The following is a 19,329-nucleotide window of genomic DNA, read 5'->3' as shown; positions in this document are numbered from 1 at the left end:
CGCCCACACAACAGGCTGCCGACATTGTGCGCGCCCGGTGTCTCGCGCGCCGCTGTCAGGCTTTGTCCGCCACCGCCTGCCGCAAGGCGCCGACCAGGCCATCAGGGCTGCAAGGCTTGCTCAGCACGGTGAACTCGCCTTCGGCCGGCCGGACATGGCTGAAGCCGCTGATCAGCACCAGCGGCAGCTGCGGGTAGCGCTCGCGCAACTGGCGGGCCAGCGTGACGCCGTCCATTCCGCCGGGCATCACGATGTCGGACAGGACCGCATCGAAAGGCGGCTCGCCGCCGTCGAAGCAGCCCAGTGCCTGCTCGGCGTTGCGGGCCAGGTGAACCCGGCAGCCGTACGAGCCCAGCAGTGCCGCGGTCATGTCGCCGAGTGACTCGTTGTCTTCGACCACCAGGATCCGCAGGCCGGCCATCGCCTCGGTTGCCGCCGGCTGTCGACGGGTGGGGGGCGGTGCCGCCGCGGCCGCCGCTGCCGGCAGGACCAGCGACACCGTGGTGCCCTGGCCCGGCGTGCCGGCGATGCGTGCCAGGCCCCCGGCCTCGGTGCAGAAGCCGTGCACTTGGCTCAGGCCGAGCCCGCTGCCCAGACCCGTGGCCTTGGTGGTGAAGAAGGGTTCGAAGGCACGGTTGGCCACCTCGTCGGCGATGCCGGTGCCATCGTCGGTGACGCTGATCAGCACATAGTCGCCGGGCGGCAACTCGGCGATCTCGGCGGCGCCTGCGTTGCCGGCCTCCACGGTCAGGTGGCCACCGTTGGGCAGGGCGTCGCGGGCGTTCAACGCCAGGTTGATCAACGCCAGCTCCAGCTCGCCGGCGTCGACGACGATCGCTCGGGTGTCGGCGGCAACCTTGACCTCGATCGCGATGCGCTTGCCCAGCACGATGCCCAGCAGCTCGCGCAGCTCGGGCAGGGCGGTGGCGAGGTCCACCCGCTCGGGCCGCGTGGCATGGCGTCCGGCGAAGCGCAGCAGGTGCTGGGTCAGCCGGCGGCCGGCCTCGACCGCACGCATCGTCGCCGCCAGCGGCGAGCCCAGGTCGAGCTGGCCGTCGTTGCGCCGCTCGATCAGGTAGGCACTGTTGCTGATCACGCCGAGCAGGTTGTTGACGTCGTGCGCCACGCCGCCGGTCAGGCGTCCCAGGGCCTCGACCCGCTGGTTGTGCGAAGCCCGCTGCTCGGCCTCGCGGGTGCGCGCGATGGCGTCGTTGACCCGGCGCTCAAGCTCGCCGCGCGCCCGCTGCTGCGCGTACGCCGCCGCTTCCAGCGCATTGGCGACCTTGTCGCATTCTTCGATGCCGGTCGGCTCGGCATGCACCGGCAGACCGGCCTGCATGCGCTCGGCCATGTCCTTCAGCGCGACCACCGGCTCGACGATGCGGCGCGACAGCCAGCGCGCGCCGACGATCGCCACCCCCAGCAACACCGCCCCGACCAGCAGCAACTGCATCACCGCTGCCGGCACCTGGCCCGCGAGCTGCGAGCGCGGCACCGCGGTGACGAAGGTCCAACCCTGTGGCGAGGTGCTGAAGTAGCCGGTCATCGGCTCGCCGTCGAGCGAGGTCGATTCGAACAGCCCTTCGCGCCTGGCGGCGATCTGCGGCCGCAGATCGGGGACGGCGGCGCGGCCGACGTAAGACGAGCCGCCCGGGTGCCGCGCGACCACCGCACCCTGGCCGTCCATCACGGTGGCGGCCCAGCCTTGTGGCAGGCGCTGGTGGTCGACGATTTGCTGCAACTCGAGCGGCAGGATCGTGACGGCCAGGTTCAGCACGGTGCGGTCGGCGCGCCGCACCGGCGCCATCACCGAGGCCCGCCATTCGCCGTTGGCCGGATCGCGCGCCAGGGGGCCGACCTGCTCGGTCTCTACCAGAGCGGCCGGCACGCTGGCCGCCCCTTGCGCCTGGCCGGGCATGCCGGGCGGGTAGCGGGTGCTCAGCAGCAGGCCCTGCGCCGAATGCAGCTCGACCCAGCCGCCCAGGCCCTGCAGCGCCTGCCGAGCCTGGCTGTCGAAGTAGCTCAGCTGTTCCTTCGTCAGCGTGGGCGCCGCGTCCAGCAGCGACGACATGGCCAGCGTGCGGGCGATGGCCGCGCGCTGCATCAGCTCCCGGTCGACCACCATCGACAGCGCGCTGGCCGTGTCGCGCAGGCCTCTTTGCATCGTTTGTCGCTCGCCGCGGAAGGTGTCGACGAGCACCCACAACGCGCCGGCCATCGCGGGCAGCAGCACCGACATCAGCAACAGCAGCAGGCGTGAACGGATCGAAATCGGCATGGGTGATGGGAACGGGGGCGCTGCAGGCCGTTTGGCCCACAGCACGCTCGGACTTTAGAGCAGCTGCGGATGCGGTGGCGTCCGACAGCAAAGCGGAATTGCAATTGCCACGATGTTGCCAAGCGGTGTCTGTCCGGTTTCAGTTGGAGGACGATCCATGAGCCCACGCAAACGGTGTATCCAGATGATCACGCTGGCTGTGTGGGCGACCGCCGCGGTGCACGCGCAAGCCCAGGCCCCGGCCCCGGCGGGCGCGGGCAGCGGGCCCGCGGCGGGGCTCGGCGACGAAGGCTTCTCGCCGATGAACATCGGCAAGAGCGGCTACCTCGGCATCGATTTCGGCCAGGCCCGCTATTCCACCGGCTGCGGTTTCGGCGGTTACCGCTGCAAGAACCCCGACCTGGCCGGCCGCGTGCACGTGGGGGGCCTGTTCAACGACTACGTCGGCGTCGAGCTGGGGTATGTCCACATGGGAAGTGCCGAGCGCGCCGGTGGCCACACGTCCGCCCAGGGCATCAACCTCAGCCTGCTCGGGCGTTGGCCGATGGGCGCGTCGTGGAGCGCCTTCGCCAAGGTGGGCGGCACCTTCGGCCGCACCGAGGTGACGGCCGATGCCTTGTCGGGCCTGCCGACCGGAGTCGCCAAGGGCTGGGGCGGCTCCTACGGCGCCGGCCTGACTTACGAAGTGGCGCGCAGATCTGCCCTGGTGCTCGAATGGGAGCGCCACGACTTCAGGTTCCAGGGGCAGGGCACGAAGGAGGTTCAGATGACGACGCTGGGCTACCGCTACAAGTTCTGAACCGGCTTCAGAACGCCGAAACGGGGCCCGAAGGCCCCGCGCTTCTTGACAGCGTCGATCAGTTGCTGGGTGAGCGCACGATGATGTCATTGCGCACCGACTTCACGTCGGGCACGTCGGCAGCCATCTTGGCGGCCGCATCCTTCTCGGCCTGACTGGTGGCAAAACCCGCCAGTTGCACGGTGCCATTCACGGTCTTCACGTCGATGCGCATCGCACTGACCATCGGGTCCTGTGCCATCTTGGCCTTTACACGCGCGGTGATCGTCGAATCGTCGACATACTGCCCAACGCTGCTTTGGCCACTCGTCACGGCGCAACCGACGCTGCCCAGCAGGGTCCCAGCGGCGATGGTGGCCGCCGCGATCAGGGAAAGTTTTCTCATTCCTGGCTCCTCACGAATGGATGGGATGGGCCTATAACAGGGCAAGCGGCGTACCCGCTCTAAGACGCATGGAAGTACATGGCAGGCGGCTCGTGTCAGATCTTGCGGCTGGTGATCGAGCCGGCCTCTTGCGGCGGGTAGCGCGCCGGATACTGGCCGCCGGTCATCAGCAGGCCGGTTTCGTCGGTCGGGACCAGGTCACGCGGATCGGGCAGGCTGTCGATCGCGTCAGCGGTCAGCAGCGCCTCCCGCCGCTCGGTGAACTCGGCGCACAGCGTTTCCCAGTCGAGCTTGGCGCGCTTGAGCTGAGGGAACAGCTCGCCTTCTTCCTCCTTGACGTGGTGCAGCACGTACTCGCACAGCACCACGAAGCGGGCCGAGAACTTTTCGTCGACCGCATGGGCGGCTTCGAGCTGGCTGATCAGCTGGTGAATGGTCTCGTGCTCGACCTCCGCCTGGTCGACTGCCTCCGGGTCGCTGACGATCGGGCGCATCACCGGGTAGATCAGCTCCTCTTCCAGCGCGGCGTGCACGCGCAATTCATGCAGCGTGCGGCGGACGATCGATTCACACAGGTCGCCGTTGCGTTCGGCATCCAGACGCTGGAATTCGCGGTAGGCACGCTTGAGGCGCCAGTGATCTTCCTGCAGCAGCTCGATGATGTGGCTGCGCGCGGCGGTAGCGGCGCGACTGCTGGGGTGGCTGTGCGGCATGGTGAAACTCCTCTGAGCAACGGTTGTGCTTCAAGGAGCAAGCCATGTGCCGGCTGCGCGGTGAATGGGGGAAGAGGGCACGACGCTTGCCGCTGCCTCCGGCCGTTCTCATCGTGATTTCGACCCTACTACCCACCCCACCTTCACTTTCAGGAGACCCACCATGGCCATCGATCTGCCACAGGAAAGCTACGCCTCCAACACCGCCTCGACCGGCGGCGGCGCCAACAGCAACAGCAACGGCGCGGACTCGACCTCGCCACAGCGCTTCGAGCGCGTCGTCAGCGGTGCGCACCACGCCGTCGACAGTGCGGCCGAATCGATGGCCCAGGCCGCCGAGCTGCTGCGCAACAAGGCAGAGCGGCTCAACGAGATCGAAAAAGAGTATGCCGAGGCGTGCCGCAGCAGCATCCGCGAGCATCCCTTGAGCTACCTGGCCGGTGCGGTGGTGCTGGGCGTCCTGATCGGGCGCCTCAGCCGCTGACGCGGGCCTGGGTCGGCACCGTTCGGGCACTGCGATTGCTCTATCGATGTCGTCGGCAATCCGTCGATTCAACCTAAGGAGTGACCATGCAACAGAACCGTCCGGAGGACAAGAAGTCCGGCCAGCAAGGCACCAGCGACACCAGCCGCAGCCAGGACCAGCAGCAACAGCCGCGTCCGGGCCAGTCGGGCCAACCGGGCCAGACCCCGCAGAAGCGCCCTGAGGACCAGCAGCAGCAGCGTTCGGGCACCCCGGGCCAGCAAGGCCAGAACCTCGACCGCGACCAGCCGGGCCAGGGATCACGCGAAGCCGGCCGTGACCAACTGGGCAGCCAGCCGGGCCAACAAAAGCGCGACCAGAGCTGACAGCCCCGGTCAGGCGGGGCTCGGGCCCAACGGGCTCGAGCCCTTTTTCCAGGCATCGGACAAAGCTACAAAAACTCACAGACGGCGGTAAAGCCGACACACCGCCACCTCGCCGCACTGCAGTTCGAGGCGCGTTGGACAGACCGCACCCAGCGGCCAGGTCTTGCGCAACACACAATGGCCTTCAGGGAGACCGCCGGCCATGCAAGCAGATCCAGAGGATTGGCGACGTGACGCCTTGCTGCAAAACACTCGCGAGCTGAGCGTTGGCGAGCATGACTCTCTGGACGCATTGACCCGCACGGCAGCGCAACTGACCAACTGCCCCATCGCGCTGGTCGGCCTCGTCGGGACCGACCGGCAACACGTTCTCTCTCACTTCGGCTGGGACATCGAAAGCGGGCCGCGCGACGGTTCATTCTGCACCCACGCGATCGGCCAGCCCGACCTGTTCGAGATTCCCAATGCGTTGACCGACCCACGGGTGAAAGACAGCCCGCTGGTGAGCGGCCCCCCCCACATCCGGGCCTACTTCGCGAAGACGCTGACGCTGGACGGCGTTGCCATCGGTACGCTGTGCGTGATCGATCAACGGCCGCGCGCGTTGACCGACGCGCAGCGCAGCGCACTCGTCGGCCTGGCGGCAGGCGCCGAAGCCGTGCTGGCGGCGCACCGCAGCCTGCAACTGCTCAGGGCCAGCTCTCAGCGCCTGGCGGACTTCACCACCGCGTCGGGCGATTGGTTCTGGGAGACCGATGCGCAGGGCCGGTTGAGCTGGGCGTCACGGGGCCTGGCGCAGGCCTGGGGCGTGGCCGACGAGTTCGTGCCCGGCCGGCCGCTGCCCGATGTGCGCGTCGCCGATGAACGAAGCGAGCTGTCGACCTTGCCGCCCACGTTGGGCGAGTTGCTGGCGCGACGCGAGCGCCTGTCGCGGGTGATGATCTGCCGCGGCGAGGCCACCGACATCCGCTGCCTGCTGCTGTTCGGCATCCCGTGTTACGACGGTGAGGGGTTCTGCGGCTACCGCGGCACTGCGCGCGACATCAGCGCACGCGCGCAGGCTGAACGCGAAGGCCGCCGCGCGAGCCGGGCGCTGCAACGCATCGCCGCGGTCATCCCAGGCCTGATCTACCAGTTTCGCATCTACCCCGACGGCACGACCCAGATGCCGTACGCCAGCGAGCACATCGAAGCGGTCTACGAACTCACGCCCGAGCAGGTGCGCGACGATGCGAGTGTGCTGCACCAACGCATCCACCCCGACGATGCGCCCCGCGTGCGGGAGTCGGTTCTGCGGGCGGCGGCCACGCTGAGCCGTTGGCGCACCAGCTACCGGGTGCGGCTGCCGCGGCGTGGCGAGCGCGTGCTGTTCGCGCAGGCGATCCCGGAGCGGCAGGACGACGGCAGCGTCACTTTCTACGGCGTGGTGACGGACGTGACCGACGAGGTCAACGAGCGCGAACAGCTCGAGTCGATGCGCATCGAGCGTGACACGGCTGCGCGTTCCGCCGCCGCCAGGGCCGAGCTGATGTCGCGCGTGAGCCATGAGCTGCGCACGCCGTTGAATGCCATCATCGGCTTCGCGCAGTTGCTGCGTCTGCGGTTTGCAGACAGCACCATCGAGCCGGGCCGATCGGCCCGCCATATCCACCATGCGGGCGAGCACTTGCTGTCGTTGATCAACGACATGCTGGACATCTCGTCACTCGAGGCCGGACGCGTCGAGATACGGCCGCAGCCGATCTCGGTCAAGGACTCGATCGAGCGCAGCATCGAAATGGTCACACCGCAGGCGGCGCATGCGCGGATCAAGCTCAAGGTCGAAGTGTCGCCGCAGGTCGAGGGTGTGCTGGCCGACGAACGGGCGACGCGGCAGGTGCTGATCAACCTGCTGGCCAATGCGATCAAGTTCAGCCCGCCCGACTCCACGGTGCGCGTGAAGGCGCAGCGCGCCGCCAGCGGCGACCAGATCGACCTGCTTGTGTGCGACGAAGGCCCCGGCGTGTCGCTGGAGCGGCGTGAGCGCCTGTTCGAACCCTTCGAGCGCCTGGACACCGAAGATCGCTACGTCGGCAATGGCTTCGGGCTGACGATCAGCCGCAAGCTGGCGCAGCTGATGGGCGGCGACATCCAGTTGTTCGATGCGCCGTGCGGTGCCTGCTTCTGCTTCACGCTGCCGGCGGCCAAGCTGCCGCAGGGCGAAGGCGCGGCGACCGACTTCCAGGGTCTGGACGACCCGACATCGGTCGGTGCCACGCAGCGCCGTTTGCTCTACATCGAAGACGACCCGGTCAACGCGCTGGTGATGGAAGGCTTCATCGGCCTGGTCGACAACGTGTCGCTGCAAGTGGCGCCGACCTGTGCGCAGGGGCTGGAGGCCGCGCTGTCGAAGCCGGACCTGATCTTCCTCGACATGCACCTGCCCGATGGCAGCGGCTTTACGGTCATCAAGGCCTTGAAGGCCGATGCGCGCACGCGCCAGATCCCGGTGATTGCGGTCAGTGCCGATGCGATGCCCGAGCAGATCGAAGCGGCGATGCGGGCCGGCTTCGAGGGCTACATCACCAAGCCGGTCGACTACCGCACGTTGACCGAGACGCTGACGCGCCAGTTCGCCTCATCGCCGATGGCCCTGCTGCATGGGCGGATCGCGGCCTGAAACGCATCCGCCGAACACCCCAGGTGGCGGCGCTGACGGAGGGCTTGTGGTGACCGTCGGCTGACGCGGCGTCGAGCCGCTCAAGTCGGCTGCCGGCGGATACCGTCGAGCAGATCCTGCGCGTCCAGTGCGACTTTCAGCTCATCGGTCAGCCGCTCGATGTCGCGCAGCAGCGCGAGGATCAGGTCCGGCCCGCAGCGCTGGCGCAGCGTCTCGTCCAGCGCGGCGCAGCGCAGGCGCAGGGCGTCGGCTACGCAGCAGGCCAGCGACGGCCTGCAGGGTGCGACGGTCAGGATGCGCGGGTTGGCCATCAGCCCCTCGGCCTTCGGCAGAGGGAGCGGCAGGCGGCGGATGCGGCAATGCCACGGGAGGTGCATTCGGCTGGCACGGGCGCCCTTCCTTTCAAAATCTCGTCCCCGATGCGCTGCCTTTGGCAAGGCGTGTGCCCCCGTGCCGGGCCGGTGTCCGACGGCGGCCGATCGGGTATAGGGCTTGCTGCTTCGCTTCACGGATCGTGCGGCCGGTTCCGCACCGTGTTTCGAACGCAAGACAGGGGCGAACGATGCAAACACCATCAGACAAGACGCCAACCCGGCCGGCCCTCGGCCGCTCGACGGGCGATGAAGATGGGGCTGGCGGCAGCAACCAGGGTGGGTACAGCGGCGCGCCCGGCGTGGCGTCGTCCGCCGGCCGGACGTCGGCCGACGAACGTGGTGTGTTCGGTCCGCCCGAGGGCAACCGCCCGCGCTGGGGCCGGCCGGACCAGGGCTATGGCGGCGGCCAGTTCGGTGGCCGAGCGGGTGGGCGCGGCCTGCCGGTCGGCGGCCACGACAGTGCCCACGGTGGCCGGCCGTACGGCGGCGAGAACTTCGGCGGTACCAGCGGGTACGGCGGCAACCCCGATGGCCGCTATGCCCACGGCCGCCGCACCGGCGCTCCCCAGACCGAATTTGATCCCGACTACCAGCAGTGGCGTACGGAGCACCTGGACAGCCTGGACGACGACTACCGGCACTGGCGGCAGGACCGCTACGCCAAGTTCGTCGAAGAGTTCGACCGCTGGCGCAAGCAGCGGCAGCGCGGCTGAGGGCCCGTGATGCCAGGCGGCTCCGTCATGGCAAGGTGCCGGCCCGGACCTCGAGCCGGTCTTCGAGTTCGCCCGCGCACTGAGCGCACACTGCAGGGGATGACCATGCATGCCTCGTCCTGGATCTTGTGCAGCCTCGTGTGGGCCGCCATGGCCGGCTGCAGCAGTGCGGCACCGACGGCCGTCGACCCGGGCTACGGGCCCAATCCGAACCTGCCGGCGCCCGAGAAGCAGCTGATCCCGACCGTCAACGTCGCCAAGGCCAAGCCTTGGCCACCCGGCACCGCGCCGGTGGCGGCAACCGGGTTGGCGGTCAAAGCGTTCGCCACCGGCCTGACCCACCCGCGCTGGTTGCTCGTGTTGCCCAATGGGGATGTGCTGGTCGCCGAAACCAACGCCCCGCCCAGGCCCGAAGAAGGCAAAGGTTTGAAGGGCATGGTGATGAAGGCCAAGATGAAGGAGGCTGGTGCCGGCACGCCCAGCCCCAACCGCATCACGCTGCTGCGCGACGCCGATGGCGATGGCGCGGCCGAGGTCCGCAGCGTGCTGCTGGAGAACCTCAACTCGCCGTTCGGCATGGCCTTGGTCGGCGATCACCTGTATATCGCGTGCACCGACGCCGTGTTGCGCTTCCCCTACCGCACTGGCGACACCCGCATCAGCGCGGCCGCAACCAAGCTGGCCGACCTGCCCGCCGGCCCGATCAACCACCACTGGACCAAGAGCCTGATCGCCAACCCGGCGGGCACCAAGCTTTATGCGACCGTCGGCTCCAACAGCAATGTCGCCGAACGCGGCATGGAGGCCGAAGAAGGGCGCGCAGCAATCTGGGAGATCGACATCGCGACGGGCCAGAAGCGCTTGTTCGCCACCGGGTTGCGCAACCCCAACGGCATGGGTTGGGAGCCGGGCAGCAAGGTCTTGTGGACGGTCGTCAACGAGCGCGACGAGCTGGGCGACAACCTGGTGCCGGACTATCTGACCTCGGTGCGGGACGGGGCGTTCTACGGTTGGCCCTACAGCTACTTCGGCGCCCATGTCGACGCGCGCGTCTCGCCGAAGAAACCGGAGATGGTCGCCAAGGCCGTGGCGCCCGACTATGCGCTCGGCTCGCACACCGCCTCGCTCGGGCTGACCTTCTCCGACGGCACCACCTTGCCGGCGGCCTTCGCGCACGGCGTGTTCATCGGCCAGCATGGCTCGTGGAACCGTGAGCCGCGCAGCGGCTACAAGGTGGTCTTCGTGCGCTTCGACGGCCCCAAGCCGGCGGCCGGCGCGCTGCCGGTGGATGTGTTGACCGGCTTCTTGAGCCCCCAAGGCGAGGCCTACGGCCGGCCGGTGGGTGTGGCGCTCGACGGCAAGGGCGCATTGCTCGTGGCCGATGACGTGGGCAACGTCGTCTGGCGGGTCACCAACGCCACCATCGCACGCTGAACGCGCTGCACCGCAGCACAGGCGCCGCTGACCGCCGACTTGACCCTGGCGGGTCGCCGTGACGGATGACCAGGCAACAGCGATTTCGTCGGTAAAGCTTACCGACGGCAGGCAAGTCTTCCCGGGCAGCCGGCATTGGGCCAGGGGTGGAAGGGAGGGGCTGCCTATCGCGTGGCAGCCCGCATGCCCGGGCCCGCGGGCTGCCGTCACACGCCAGGCTCGACGCCGACAACGGTGGCATGGAAGCTGCACTGAGCTGCGTTACGGCTGTCGCCCCGCATGGCCGCAGTATTACCAGGAGGGTGCCGATGAGCGCCATCGAAACAACGGTCAAGCTCGAGCCGGTGCATGAGCTGCATGTGCTGTTGACCGCCCTGATCGCCTTGCGCGATGGCGACGCCAGCGTGCGCCTGCCGCACCACTGGTCGGGCGTGGCCGGCCGGGTGGCCGATGCGTTCAACGACGTGGTCGAACAGAACGCCAACATGGCTCAGGAACTGGCCCGTCTGCGCCAGGTCGTTGGCAAGCAGGGCAAGCTGAAGCAGCGCGCATCGCTGCGCGCGTCACGCGGCTTCTGGGGCGAGTCGATCGATTGCATCAACTCGCTGATCGACGACCTGGTGCACCCGACCTCCGAAGTGGCCCGCGTGATCGGCGCGGTGGCGCAGGGCGACCTGAGCAAGAGCATGGCGCTGGAGGTCGACGGCCGGCCGCTCGAAGGCGAATTCCTGCACACCGCACAGACGATCAACAAGATGGTCGACCAGCTCGGCAACTTCTCGGCCGAGGTGACCCGCGTCGCGCGCGAAGTAGGCACCGAAGGCAAGCTCGGCGGCCAGGCGACCGTCAAGGGCGTGGCCGGCACCTGGAAGGACTTGACCGATTCGGTCAACTCGATGGCCGGCAACCTGACCGACCAGGTGCGCAACATCGCCGACGTGACCACGGCGGTGGCCAAGGGCGATCTGTCGAAGAAGATCGAGGTCGATGTCAAAGGCGAGTTCCTGACCTTGAAGAACACCATCAACACGATGGTCGACCAGCTGCGTTCGTTCGCGTCGGAAGTGACACGTGTGGCCCGCGAGGTGGGCACAGAAGGCTCGCTCGGTGGCCAGGCGAGGGTCGAGGGGGTCTCCGGTACCTGGAAAGACCTGACCGATTCGGTCAACTCCATGGCCGGCAACCTGACCAGCCAGGTGCGCAACATCGCCGACGTGACCAAGGCGGTCGCGGCGGGTGACCTGAGCAAGAAGATCACCGTCGACGGCAAGGGCGAAATCCTGGAGCTGAAGAACACCGTCAACACGCTGGTGGACCAGCTGCGGTCGTTCGCCGCCGAAGTGACACGTGTGGCCCGTGAGGTCGGCACGGAAGGCAAGCTCGGCGGCCAGGCCGACGTGCAAGGCGTCGCCGGCACGTGGAAAGACCTGACCGAGTCGGTCAACTTCATGGCCGGCAACCTGACGTCTCAAGTTCGAAACATCGCCGAGGTGACGACGGCGGTGGCGGCCGGTGATCTGAGCAAGAAGATCACCGTTGACGTGAAGGGCGAAATTCTCGAGCTGAAGAACACCATCAACACGATGGTCGACCAGCTGCGCTCGTTCGCCGCGGAAGTGACCCGCGTTGCGCGGGAGGTCGGCACCGAAGGCAAGCTCGGCGGCCAGGCCGAGGTGCAGGGCGTGGCCGGCACCTGGAAAGACCTGACCGATTCGGTCAACTCGATGGCCGGCAACCTGACCGACCAGGTGCGCAACATCGCCGACGTGACCAAGGCCGTGCAGGCCGGTGACCTGAGCAAGAAGATCACCGTCGACGTGAAGGGCGAGATCCTGGAACTGAAGTCGACCATCAACACGATGGTCGACCAGCTGTCGTCGTTCGCGGCCGAAGTGACGCGCGTGGCGCGCGAGGTCGGCACCGAAGGCCGGCTGGGCGGCCAGGCCGAGGTGAAGGGCGTGTCGGGCACCTGGAAGGACTTGACCGATTCGGTGAACTCGATGGCCGGCAACCTGACCTCTCAGGTGCGCAACATCGCCGACGTGACCAAGGCCGTGGCAGCCGGTGACCTGAGCAAGAAGATCACCGTCGACGTGAAAGGTGAGATCCTGGAGCTGAAGGCGACCATCAACACGATGGTGGACCAGCTGCGGTCGTTCGCCGCGGAAGTGACCCGCGTGGCGCGCGAGGTGGGCACAGAAGGCAAGCTCGGCGGCCAGGCGGCGGTGGAAGGCGTGGCCGGTACCTGGAAGGATTTGACCGAGTCGGTCAACTTCATGGCCGGCAACCTGACCTCGCAGGTGCGCAACATCGCCGAGGTGACCACCGCGGTGGCCGCCGGCGACTTGTCGAAGAAGATCACCGTCGACGTGAAGGGCGAGATCTCGGAGCTGAAGAACACCATCAACACGATGGTCGACCAGCTGTCGTCGTTCGCCGCGGAAGTGACGCGCGTGGCGCGCGAGGTGGGCACCGAGGGCAAGCTGGGCGGCCAGGCCGACGTGCAGGGCGTGGCCGGCACCTGGAAGGACCTGACCGAGTCGGTCAATTCGATGGCCTCGAACCTGACTTCGCAGGTGCGCAACATTGCCGACGTGACCAAGGCGGTGGCGGCGGGCGACCTGTCGAAGAAGATCACGGTCGACGTGAAGGGCGAGATCCTGGAGCTGAAGAACACCGTCAACACGATGGTCGACCAGCTGCGGTCGTTCGCCGCGGAAGTGACCCGCGTGGCGCGCGAAGTGGGCACCGAAGGCAAGCTCGGCGGCCAGGCGGCGGTGGAAGGGGTGGCCGGCACCTGGAAGGATTTGACCGAGTCGGTCAACTTCATGGCCGGCAACCTGACCTCGCAGGTGCGCAACATCGCCGAGGTGACCACCGCGGTGGCCGCCGGTGACCTGAGCAAGAAGATCACCGTCGACGTGAAGGGCGAGATCTCGGAGCTGAAGAACACCATCAACACGATGGTCGACCAGCTGCGGTCGTTCGCCGCGGAAGTGACCCGCGTCGCGCGTGAGGTGGGCACCGAGGGCAAGCTGGGCGGCCAGGCCGACGTGCAGGGCGTGGCCGGCACCTGGAAGGACCTGACCGACTCGGTCAACCTGATGGCCTCGAACCTGACGAGCCAGGTGCGCAACATCGCCGACGTGACCAAGGCCGTGCAGGCCGGCGACCTGAGCAAGAAGATCACGGTCGACGTGAAGGGCGAGATCCTCGAGCTGAAGGCGACGATCAACACGATGGTCGACCAGTTGTCGTCGTTCGCGGCCGAAGTGACGCGGGTGGCGCGTGAGGTAGGCACGGAAGGGCGGCTGGGCGGCCAGGCCCAGGTCAAGGGCGTGTCGGGCACCTGGAAGGACCTGACCGACAACGTGAACTTCATGGCCGGCAACCTGACGTCTCAGGTGCGCGGCATCGCGAAGGTGGTGACCGCGGTGGCCAACGGCGACCTGAAGCGCAAGCTGACGGTGGAGGCCGAAGGCGAGATTGCCGCGCTGGCCGAGACGATCAACTCGATGATCGACACGCTCGCCACTTTCGCCGATCAGGTGACGACGGTGGCGCGCGAAGTAGGCGTCGAAGGCAAGCTGGGCGGCCAGGCGAAGGTGCCGGGCGCGGCGGGCACCTGGAAGGGCCTGACCGAGAACGTCAACGAACTCGCGGCCAACCTGACGACGCAGGTGCGCGCGATCGCCGAGGTGGCGACCGCGGTGACGCAGGGTGACCTCGCGCGTTCGATCACGGTCGAGTCGCAGGGCGAGGTGGCGGCCCTGAAGGACACGATCAACGAGATGATCCGCAACCTGAAGGACACGACGCAGAAGAACACCGAGCAGGACTGGTTGAAGACCAACCTCGCGAAATTCAGCCGCATGCTGCAGGGCCAGAAAGACCTGGTCACGGTGGGCCAGTTGATCCTGTCCGAGCTGGCGCCGGTGGTCGGCGCGCAGCAGGCCGAGTTCTACGTGATGAGCGCCAGCGTCGAGCTGCCGCAGCTGAAGCTGCTGGCCAGTTATGCCAGCGGCGGGCAGAGCGCCCACGGCAAGCTGGTCGACCTGGGCCAGGGACTGGTCGGCCAGTGTGCGATCGACAAGCGCAAGATCCTGCTGACCAACACGCCGAGCGAGGCGTTTCGCATTGCGTCGGGCCTGTCCGAACATGCGGCGATGGACGTGCTGGTGCTGCCAGTGGTCTTCGAAGGCCAGGTGCGCGGCGTGCTGGAGCTGGCGTCGCTCGAGCACTTCAACCCGGTGCACGAGGCCTTCCTCGACCAACTGACCGAGTCGATCGGCATCGTGATCAACACGATCGAGGCCAACACCCGCACCGAAGACCTGCTGAAGCAATCGCAGTCGCTCGCCTCCGAGCTGGGCAGCCGGCAGGAAGAGCTGCAGCAGACCAACCAGGAGCTGCAGGACAAGGCGCGCCTGCTGGCCCACCAGAACCAGGAGGTCGAGCGCAAGAACGCCGAGGTCGAACAGGCCCGCCAGGCACTGGAGGAAAAGGCCGAGCAGCTGGCGCTGACCTCGAAGTACAAGAGCGAGTTCCTGGCCAACATGTCGCACGAGCTGCGCACACCGCTGAACTCGCTGCTGATCCTGTCGGACCAGCTGTGCAAGAACCCCGACGGCAACCTCAGCCCGAAACAGGTCGAGTTCTCGAAGACCATCCACGCGTCGGGCAACGACCTGCTGATGCTGATCAACGACATCCTGGACCTGTCGAAGATCGAGTCCGGCACGGTCGCGGTCGATGTCTCCGAGCTGCGCATCGACGAGCTGCACCGCTCGATCGAGCGGGGGTTCCGCCACTTCGCCGAATCCAAGCATGTCGACTTCGTCGTGCAGCTCGAGCCGCCGCTGCCCAAGAGCCTGATCACCGACGTCAAGCGGCTGCAGCAGATCATCAAGAACCTGCTGTCGAACGCGTTCAAGTTCACCCACGTCGGCCAGGTGACCTTCAGCATCTCGCAGGCCACCGGCGGCTGGTCGCGGGAAAACGAAGAGCTCAACCGCGCCAGCCAGGTGATCGCCTTCTCGGTGGCAGACACCGGCATCGGCATCTCGCCTGACAAGCAGCAGATCATTTTCGAGGCCTTCCAGCAGGCCGATGGCTCGACCAGCCGCAAGTACGGCGGCACCGGCCTGGGGCTGGCGATCAGCCGTGAACTCTCGCGCCTGCTCGGCGGCGAGATCCGCCTCGTCAGCGCGCCCGGCCAGGGCAGCGTCTTCACGTTGTACCTGCCGCAGAACTACAGCCCGACGCGCGCCGGCCGCCATGGCCGGCAGGCGCCCGCGGAAACACTGGCCCATGGAGCCGGCGAGCCACCGCAGATCCGGCTGGACGCGCCGTTGCCGGCCCCGGTTCGCCCGCAGGCGCTGCCGCGCGTCGAGATCGCGTCGCTGCAAGTGACCGACCCGCTGGACGCGGTGACGCCGTTGCTGTTTGCCAACCATGCCGACGACGACCGCGACGACATCGGTGCCGGGGACCGGGTGATGCTGATCGTCGAGAACGATCTCGGCTTCGCCAAGGTGATGCTGGAGTCGGCCCGGGCCAGCGGCTTCAAGGGGCTGGTCACCGGCACGGGGGCCAGCGCGCTGACGATGACGCGCGAGCACCACCCCAGCGTGATCACGCTGGACATCCACCTGCCCGACATGGAAGGCTGGCGCATCCTCGACCGGCTGAAGGCCGACATGGCGACCCGCCACATCCCGATCTGCGTCGTGTCGACCGACGATGCGCGCGACCGGGCGCTGCAGTCGGGCGCGATCGGTTTCCTGTCCAAGCCGCTGCAATCGGCCGACGAGGCCAAGGCGGCCATCGACGAGCTGTTCAGCTATGTGGAGCGGCCCGTCAAGCGCCTGGCGGTGGTGATGCCGCCGTCGCCATTGCGAAACCAGCTGGTCGAAGAGCTGGACGCCGACGTGCAACCGCTGCTCGCCGACGACGCCGCGCAAGCGCGCCGCCTGCTGATGGAGGCCGACTGCGTGCTGGTGGACGAAACGGTGCCCGACTTCGGGCCCGAGGACATCCTCGACGCATTGGCCGAGCGCCGCGGCGTGTGCCAGTTGCCGGTGGTGCTGTACCGCCAGCGGCGGCAGGAAACGTCGCCTTGGGGCCGCAGCCCGGGCGGCTATGGCCAGCGCGAGGCCGACTCGCTCAAGGACTTGCGCGCCCAGATCGCCTTCTGGCTGCACCGGGGCCCGGGCTTGCTCTCGGACGAGGAAGGGCGCGAGATCGAACAGACGCTGGCCGCCCAGAACGGCCTGAAAGGAAAGAAGGCATTGATCGTCGACGACGACATGCGCAACATCTTCGCGCTGGCGACGGTGCTGGACGAGGTCGGCATGGTCATCGTCTCGGCCGACAACGGGCGCGAGGCGATCCGCCTGGTCGAGACCGACCCGGAGATCGACATCGTGTTGATGGACATCATGATGCCCGAGATGGATGGCATCGCGACGATGCAGCAGATCCGCAAGCTGCCGCGCGGACGCGAGCTGCCGATGGTGGCGGTGACGGCCAAGGCGATGAAGGGCGACCGGCAGAAGTGCATCGAAGCGGGGGCCTGGGACTACCTCTCCAAGCCGGTCGATCCGATGAACTTGCTGGCTGTGTTGAGAGGCTGGCTGTGCAGATGAGGCCCCCACGGCCCCTTCCGGGGCCTGCCTTGCAGGCCGCGCCGAGCCAGAGGCTCGGCCCTTCGCCAGGCACGAAGAGTCCTCAGGACTGTTCATGTCCGGGCGAAGCCCCCCAGGGGGGCTCGCGCAGCGGACCGGCGAAGCCGGATCCGCGCACGCCGCTTGATGGCAGGCGGCGCTGCGCGCGCCTGAATCGGAGCGAGAGATGTCCGCGTTGATACACGACGCTGAGAAGGCCAACATCCTGGTCGTCGACGACCTGCAGGAAAAGCTGCTGGTCTTCAAGACGGTGCTGGAGGACCTGGACCAGAACCTGATCTTCGTGCGCTCGGGCACCGAGGCCTTGCGCGAGGTGCTCAGGCACGAATTCGCGGTGATCCTGCTCGATGTCAACATGCCCGACATCGATGGCTTCGAAACCGCGGCGCTGATCCGCCGCCACCGTCGCTCGGCCCATACGCCGATCATCTTCATCACCTCGTATGCCGATGAGCTGCAGACCACGCGTGGCTATTCGCTCGGTGCGGTGGACTACATCCTCTCGCCGGTGGTGCCCGAGGTGCTGCGCTCGAAGGTGCGGGTGTTCGTCGAGCTGCACGTGCTGCAAAAGCGCATCGCCCGGCAGGCCGACGAGCGCGTCGCGCTGGCTGCGTCGGCCGCCGCGCTGCAGGTGGCCGAGGAGTCGACGCGCCGTTCGGCCTACCTGTCGGAGCTGAGCCATTCGTTGTCGGGTGTGCTCGACGTGCGCACCGGGCTGCACAAGCTGATGACGCTGGTGGTGCCGGCGCTGTGCCATGCGGCAGCGGTGGTGCTGGTCGACGAGCGGATGCAGATCGAGCATGCCGTGCGCCGGCACGATGGCGCCAGTCGAACCCATGACGTGGCGACGGATGGCCTGATGCCTGCCGAGCTGGAGGCACTGAGCGTCGCGCTGCCCACGGCAGGCGCAGCGGCGGTGCCGGGCACGGTGTGTCGCGATGCGTTGCGGGTCGTTCCGTTGCGCCATGGCGATCGCGTGCTGGGGGCCTTGTTGCTGCACGGCCCGGTGACGACCCTGGGCGAGGCGCTGCTGGACGAGGTCGCCACCCGTGCGGCGATCGTCTTTGCTGCTGCGCGGCTGCACCAGAGCCTGCAGGTCGAGATCGCCGAGCGGCGCCAGGCCGAAGCCCGGCTCGAAGAAGCCAGCCGCCGCAAGGACGAGTTCCTCGCCATGTTGTCGCACGAGCTGCGCAACCCGCTGGCGCCGATCCGCAATGCGGTCGAGGTGATCCGCCGCAAGGCACCCAACGACAGCACGCTGATGTGGGCCACCGACATCACCGACCGCCAGGTTCGGCAGCTGACGCGCCTGGTCGACGAGTTGCTGGACGTTGCGCGCATCAGCCAGGGCAAGATCGTGCTGCAGCGCGCGTCGCTCGATCTGGGCGCGCTGGTGGCCGAATGCGTCGAGGCGCAGCGCCCCAGCATCAGCGCGCGGCGCCAGCTGCTGACGCTGGCGCTGCCCCCGACACCGGTGTTGGTGCAGGGGGATGGGGCTCGCATCCAGCAAGTCGTGAGCAACCTGCTCAGCAATGCCGTCAAGTACACCCAGGACGACGGCAACCTGCAGGTGAGCGTCACTGCCGAAGACGGGCAGGCGATCGTCAGCGTGCGCGACAACGGCATGGGCATCGAGGCCGAGCTGCTGCCGCGGGTGTTCGACCTGTTCGAGCAGGGGCACCGCGCACTGGACCGCAGCCAGGGGGGCCTGGGCATCGGGCTGACGCTGGTCCAGTTGCTGGTCAAGCTCCACGGTGGCCACGTCGAGGCGCTGAGCGCCGGGCCGGGGCTGGGGGCAGAGTTCCGCGTCTATCTGCCCGCGGTGAGCGTGCCGGCCGATGCGCAGGTGCTGGAGCCGGCGGGGCTGTCACCCACCGCTGGCCGTCGCATCCTGGTGGTGGAAGACAACGCCGACGTGGCCGATACGACGGCCGCGATGCTGGCCTTGTCGGGCCATGAGGTGCGCACCGCGCGCGATGGCCGTGAAGCCTTGTCGATGGTCGAAGATTTCGTGCCGGACATCGTGCTGCTGGACATCGGGTTGCCGATGATGGACGGCTACGAGGTCGCGCGGCGTATGCGCCAGCTGCCGGCAACGCGCGACAAGCTGCTGGTCGCGCTGACGGGCTACGGCCAGGCGAGCGATCGCCAGCGGGGCCGCGAGGCGGGCTTTGACGAGCATTTGCTCAAGCCTGTCGATCCGGCGGTGCTCAATGCCCTGATCGCCCGCGATGTGCCGGCCGCGGCAGAGGCCGGCGAGCAGCCACCGAAAGCCACCTTGTACGCGTTTCGTCGAACCTGAGGACCGTTGCGACGTGGCTGCGCGCGATCGGTAAAGCTGACCGCTTGGTGGCAATTCTTCTCACGCGCTGCGCTGAATGACTGCGTTGCGGAATGGGTCAAGCGTTTCGCTCGAAACATTCGTCAGTGATCGCGGCA

The 19,329-nt window shown here is 67.8% G+C and carries 12 protein-coding genes; 8 read left to right on the top strand and 4 right to left on the bottom strand.

Annotated elements, in window-relative coordinates:
- Positions 1–55: 55 nt before the first annotated feature.
- On the bottom strand, positions 56–2,278 hold the full coding sequence (locus tag VFY73_RS19515; protein ID WP_329721876.1) for an ATP-binding protein: 2,223 nt from the start codon (positions 2,276–2,278) through the stop codon (positions 56–58).
- 157 nt (positions 2,279–2,435) lie between these two features.
- Here VFY73_RS19515 and VFY73_RS19510 point away from each other — a divergent pair, with 157 nt between their 5' ends.
- A complete protein-coding gene (locus VFY73_RS19510) occupies positions 2,436–3,077 on the top strand; it encodes an outer membrane beta-barrel protein (RefSeq protein ID WP_329721874.1) in 642 nt (213 codons plus the stop codon).
- Positions 3,078–3,135: 58 nt separating this feature from the next.
- Here VFY73_RS19510 and VFY73_RS19505 read toward each other — a convergent pair whose 3' ends face one another.
- Together VFY73_RS19505 and VFY73_RS19500 are read right to left on the bottom strand one after the other, a co-directional pair.
- Positions 3,136–3,462 carry a BON domain-containing protein gene (locus VFY73_RS19505; RefSeq protein ID WP_329721872.1) on the bottom strand — a complete coding sequence of 109 codons (327 nt, stop codon included), beginning with the start codon at positions 3,460–3,462 and terminating at the stop codon, positions 3,136–3,138.
- Positions 3,463–3,557: 95 nt separating this feature from the next.
- Positions 3,558–4,175 carry a hemerythrin domain-containing protein gene (locus VFY73_RS19500; protein ID WP_329721870.1) on the bottom strand — a complete coding sequence of 206 codons (618 nt, stop codon included), beginning with the start codon at positions 4,173–4,175 and terminating at the stop codon, positions 3,558–3,560.
- A gap of 163 nt (positions 4,176–4,338) precedes the next feature.
- Between VFY73_RS19500 and VFY73_RS19495 the strand changes: the two genes are divergently transcribed.
- The 3 genes from VFY73_RS19495 to VFY73_RS19485 all read left to right on the top strand — a co-directional run bounded on the left by VFY73_RS19495 (position 4,339) and on the right by VFY73_RS19485 (position 7,683).
- On the top strand, positions 4,339–4,659 hold the full coding sequence (locus VFY73_RS19495) for a hypothetical protein (RefSeq protein ID WP_329721868.1): 321 nt from the start codon (positions 4,339–4,341) through the stop codon (positions 4,657–4,659).
- Positions 4,660–4,745: 86 nt separating this feature from the next.
- Positions 4,746–5,024 (top strand): hypothetical protein, encoded by a 279-nt coding sequence (locus VFY73_RS19490; RefSeq protein WP_329721866.1) that lies wholly within the window; start codon positions 4,746–4,748, stop codon positions 5,022–5,024.
- 202 nt (positions 5,025–5,226) lie between these two features.
- Positions 5,227–7,683, top strand: a complete 2,457-nt coding sequence (locus VFY73_RS19485; protein ID WP_329721864.1) for an ATP-binding protein — start codon at positions 5,227–5,229, stop codon at positions 7,681–7,683.
- 80 nt (positions 7,684–7,763) lie between these two features.
- On the opposite strand, the gene VFY73_RS19480 is transcribed toward VFY73_RS19485, so the two are convergent.
- Positions 7,764–8,060 carry a hypothetical protein gene (locus VFY73_RS19480; RefSeq protein ID WP_329721862.1) on the bottom strand — a complete coding sequence of 99 codons (297 nt, stop codon included), beginning with the start codon at positions 8,058–8,060 and terminating at the stop codon, positions 7,764–7,766.
- A gap of 185 nt (positions 8,061–8,245) precedes the next feature.
- On the opposite strand from VFY73_RS19480, the gene VFY73_RS19475 reads away from it, so the two are divergent.
- The 4 genes from VFY73_RS19475 (at position 8,246) to VFY73_RS19460 (ending at position 19,192) form a co-directional block, all read left to right on the top strand.
- Positions 8,246–8,770, top strand: coding sequence for a hypothetical protein (locus VFY73_RS19475; RefSeq protein WP_329721860.1), 525 nt, complete (start codon positions 8,246–8,248; stop codon positions 8,768–8,770).
- Between the two features lie 105 nt (positions 8,771–8,875).
- Complete coding sequence (locus tag VFY73_RS19470; protein ID WP_414654492.1) at positions 8,876–10,204, top strand: PQQ-dependent sugar dehydrogenase; 1,329 nt, start codon at positions 8,876–8,878, stop codon at positions 10,202–10,204.
- A gap of 308 nt (positions 10,205–10,512) precedes the next feature.
- Positions 10,513–16,851 (top strand): HAMP domain-containing protein, encoded by a 6,339-nt coding sequence (locus VFY73_RS19465; protein ID WP_329721856.1) that lies wholly within the window; start codon positions 10,513–10,515, stop codon positions 16,849–16,851.
- Between the two features lie 205 nt (positions 16,852–17,056).
- Positions 17,057–19,192 (top strand): response regulator, encoded by a 2,136-nt coding sequence (locus VFY73_RS19460; protein ID WP_329721854.1) that lies wholly within the window; start codon positions 17,057–17,059, stop codon positions 19,190–19,192.
- Positions 19,193–19,329: the final 137 nt, after the last annotated feature.

The sequence above is a fragment of the Ideonella sp. genome, assembly GCF_036277275.1.
GTDB lineage: Bacteria > Pseudomonadota > Gammaproteobacteria > Burkholderiales > Burkholderiaceae_C > Ideonella.
The sequence above is the reverse complement of the archived record's forward strand: the minus strand, read 5'-3'. Positions and strand labels throughout refer to the sequence as shown.

Bases quoted from the DNA above. Each gene is read 5' to 3' on its own strand.
- VFY73_RS19505 (WP_329721872.1), bottom strand. From the start codon at position 3,462: ATGAGAAAACTTTCCCTGATCGCGGCGGCCACCATCGCCGCTGGGACC.
- VFY73_RS19485 (WP_329721864.1), top strand. From the start codon at position 5,227: ATGCAAGCAGATCCAGAGGATTGGCGACGTGACGCCTTGCTGCAAAAC.
- VFY73_RS19470 (WP_414654492.1), top strand. From the start codon at position 8,876: ATGCATGCCTCGTCCTGGATCTTGTGCAGCCTCGTGTGGGCCGCCATG.
- VFY73_RS19465 (WP_329721856.1), top strand. From the start codon at position 10,513: ATGAGCGCCATCGAAACAACGGTCAAGCTCGAGCCGGTGCATGAGCTG.
- VFY73_RS19480 (WP_329721862.1), bottom strand. From the start codon at position 8,060: ATGCACCTCCCGTGGCATTGCCGCATCCGCCGCCTGCCGCTCCCTCTG.
- VFY73_RS19495 (WP_329721868.1), top strand. From the start codon at position 4,339: ATGGCCATCGATCTGCCACAGGAAAGCTACGCCTCCAACACCGCCTCG.
- VFY73_RS19515 (WP_329721876.1), bottom strand. From the start codon at position 2,278: ATGCCGATTTCGATCCGTTCACGCCTGCTGCTGTTGCTGATGTCGGTG.
- VFY73_RS19510 (WP_329721874.1), top strand. From the start codon at position 2,436: ATGAGCCCACGCAAACGGTGTATCCAGATGATCACGCTGGCTGTGTGG.
- VFY73_RS19500 (WP_329721870.1), bottom strand. From the start codon at position 4,175: ATGCCGCACAGCCACCCCAGCAGTCGCGCCGCTACCGCCGCGCGCAGC.
- VFY73_RS19460 (WP_329721854.1), top strand. From the start codon at position 17,057: ATGTCCGCGTTGATACACGACGCTGAGAAGGCCAACATCCTGGTCGTC.
- VFY73_RS19475 (WP_329721860.1), top strand. From the start codon at position 8,246: ATGCAAACACCATCAGACAAGACGCCAACCCGGCCGGCCCTCGGCCGC.
- VFY73_RS19490 (WP_329721866.1), top strand. From the start codon at position 4,746: ATGCAACAGAACCGTCCGGAGGACAAGAAGTCCGGCCAGCAAGGCACC.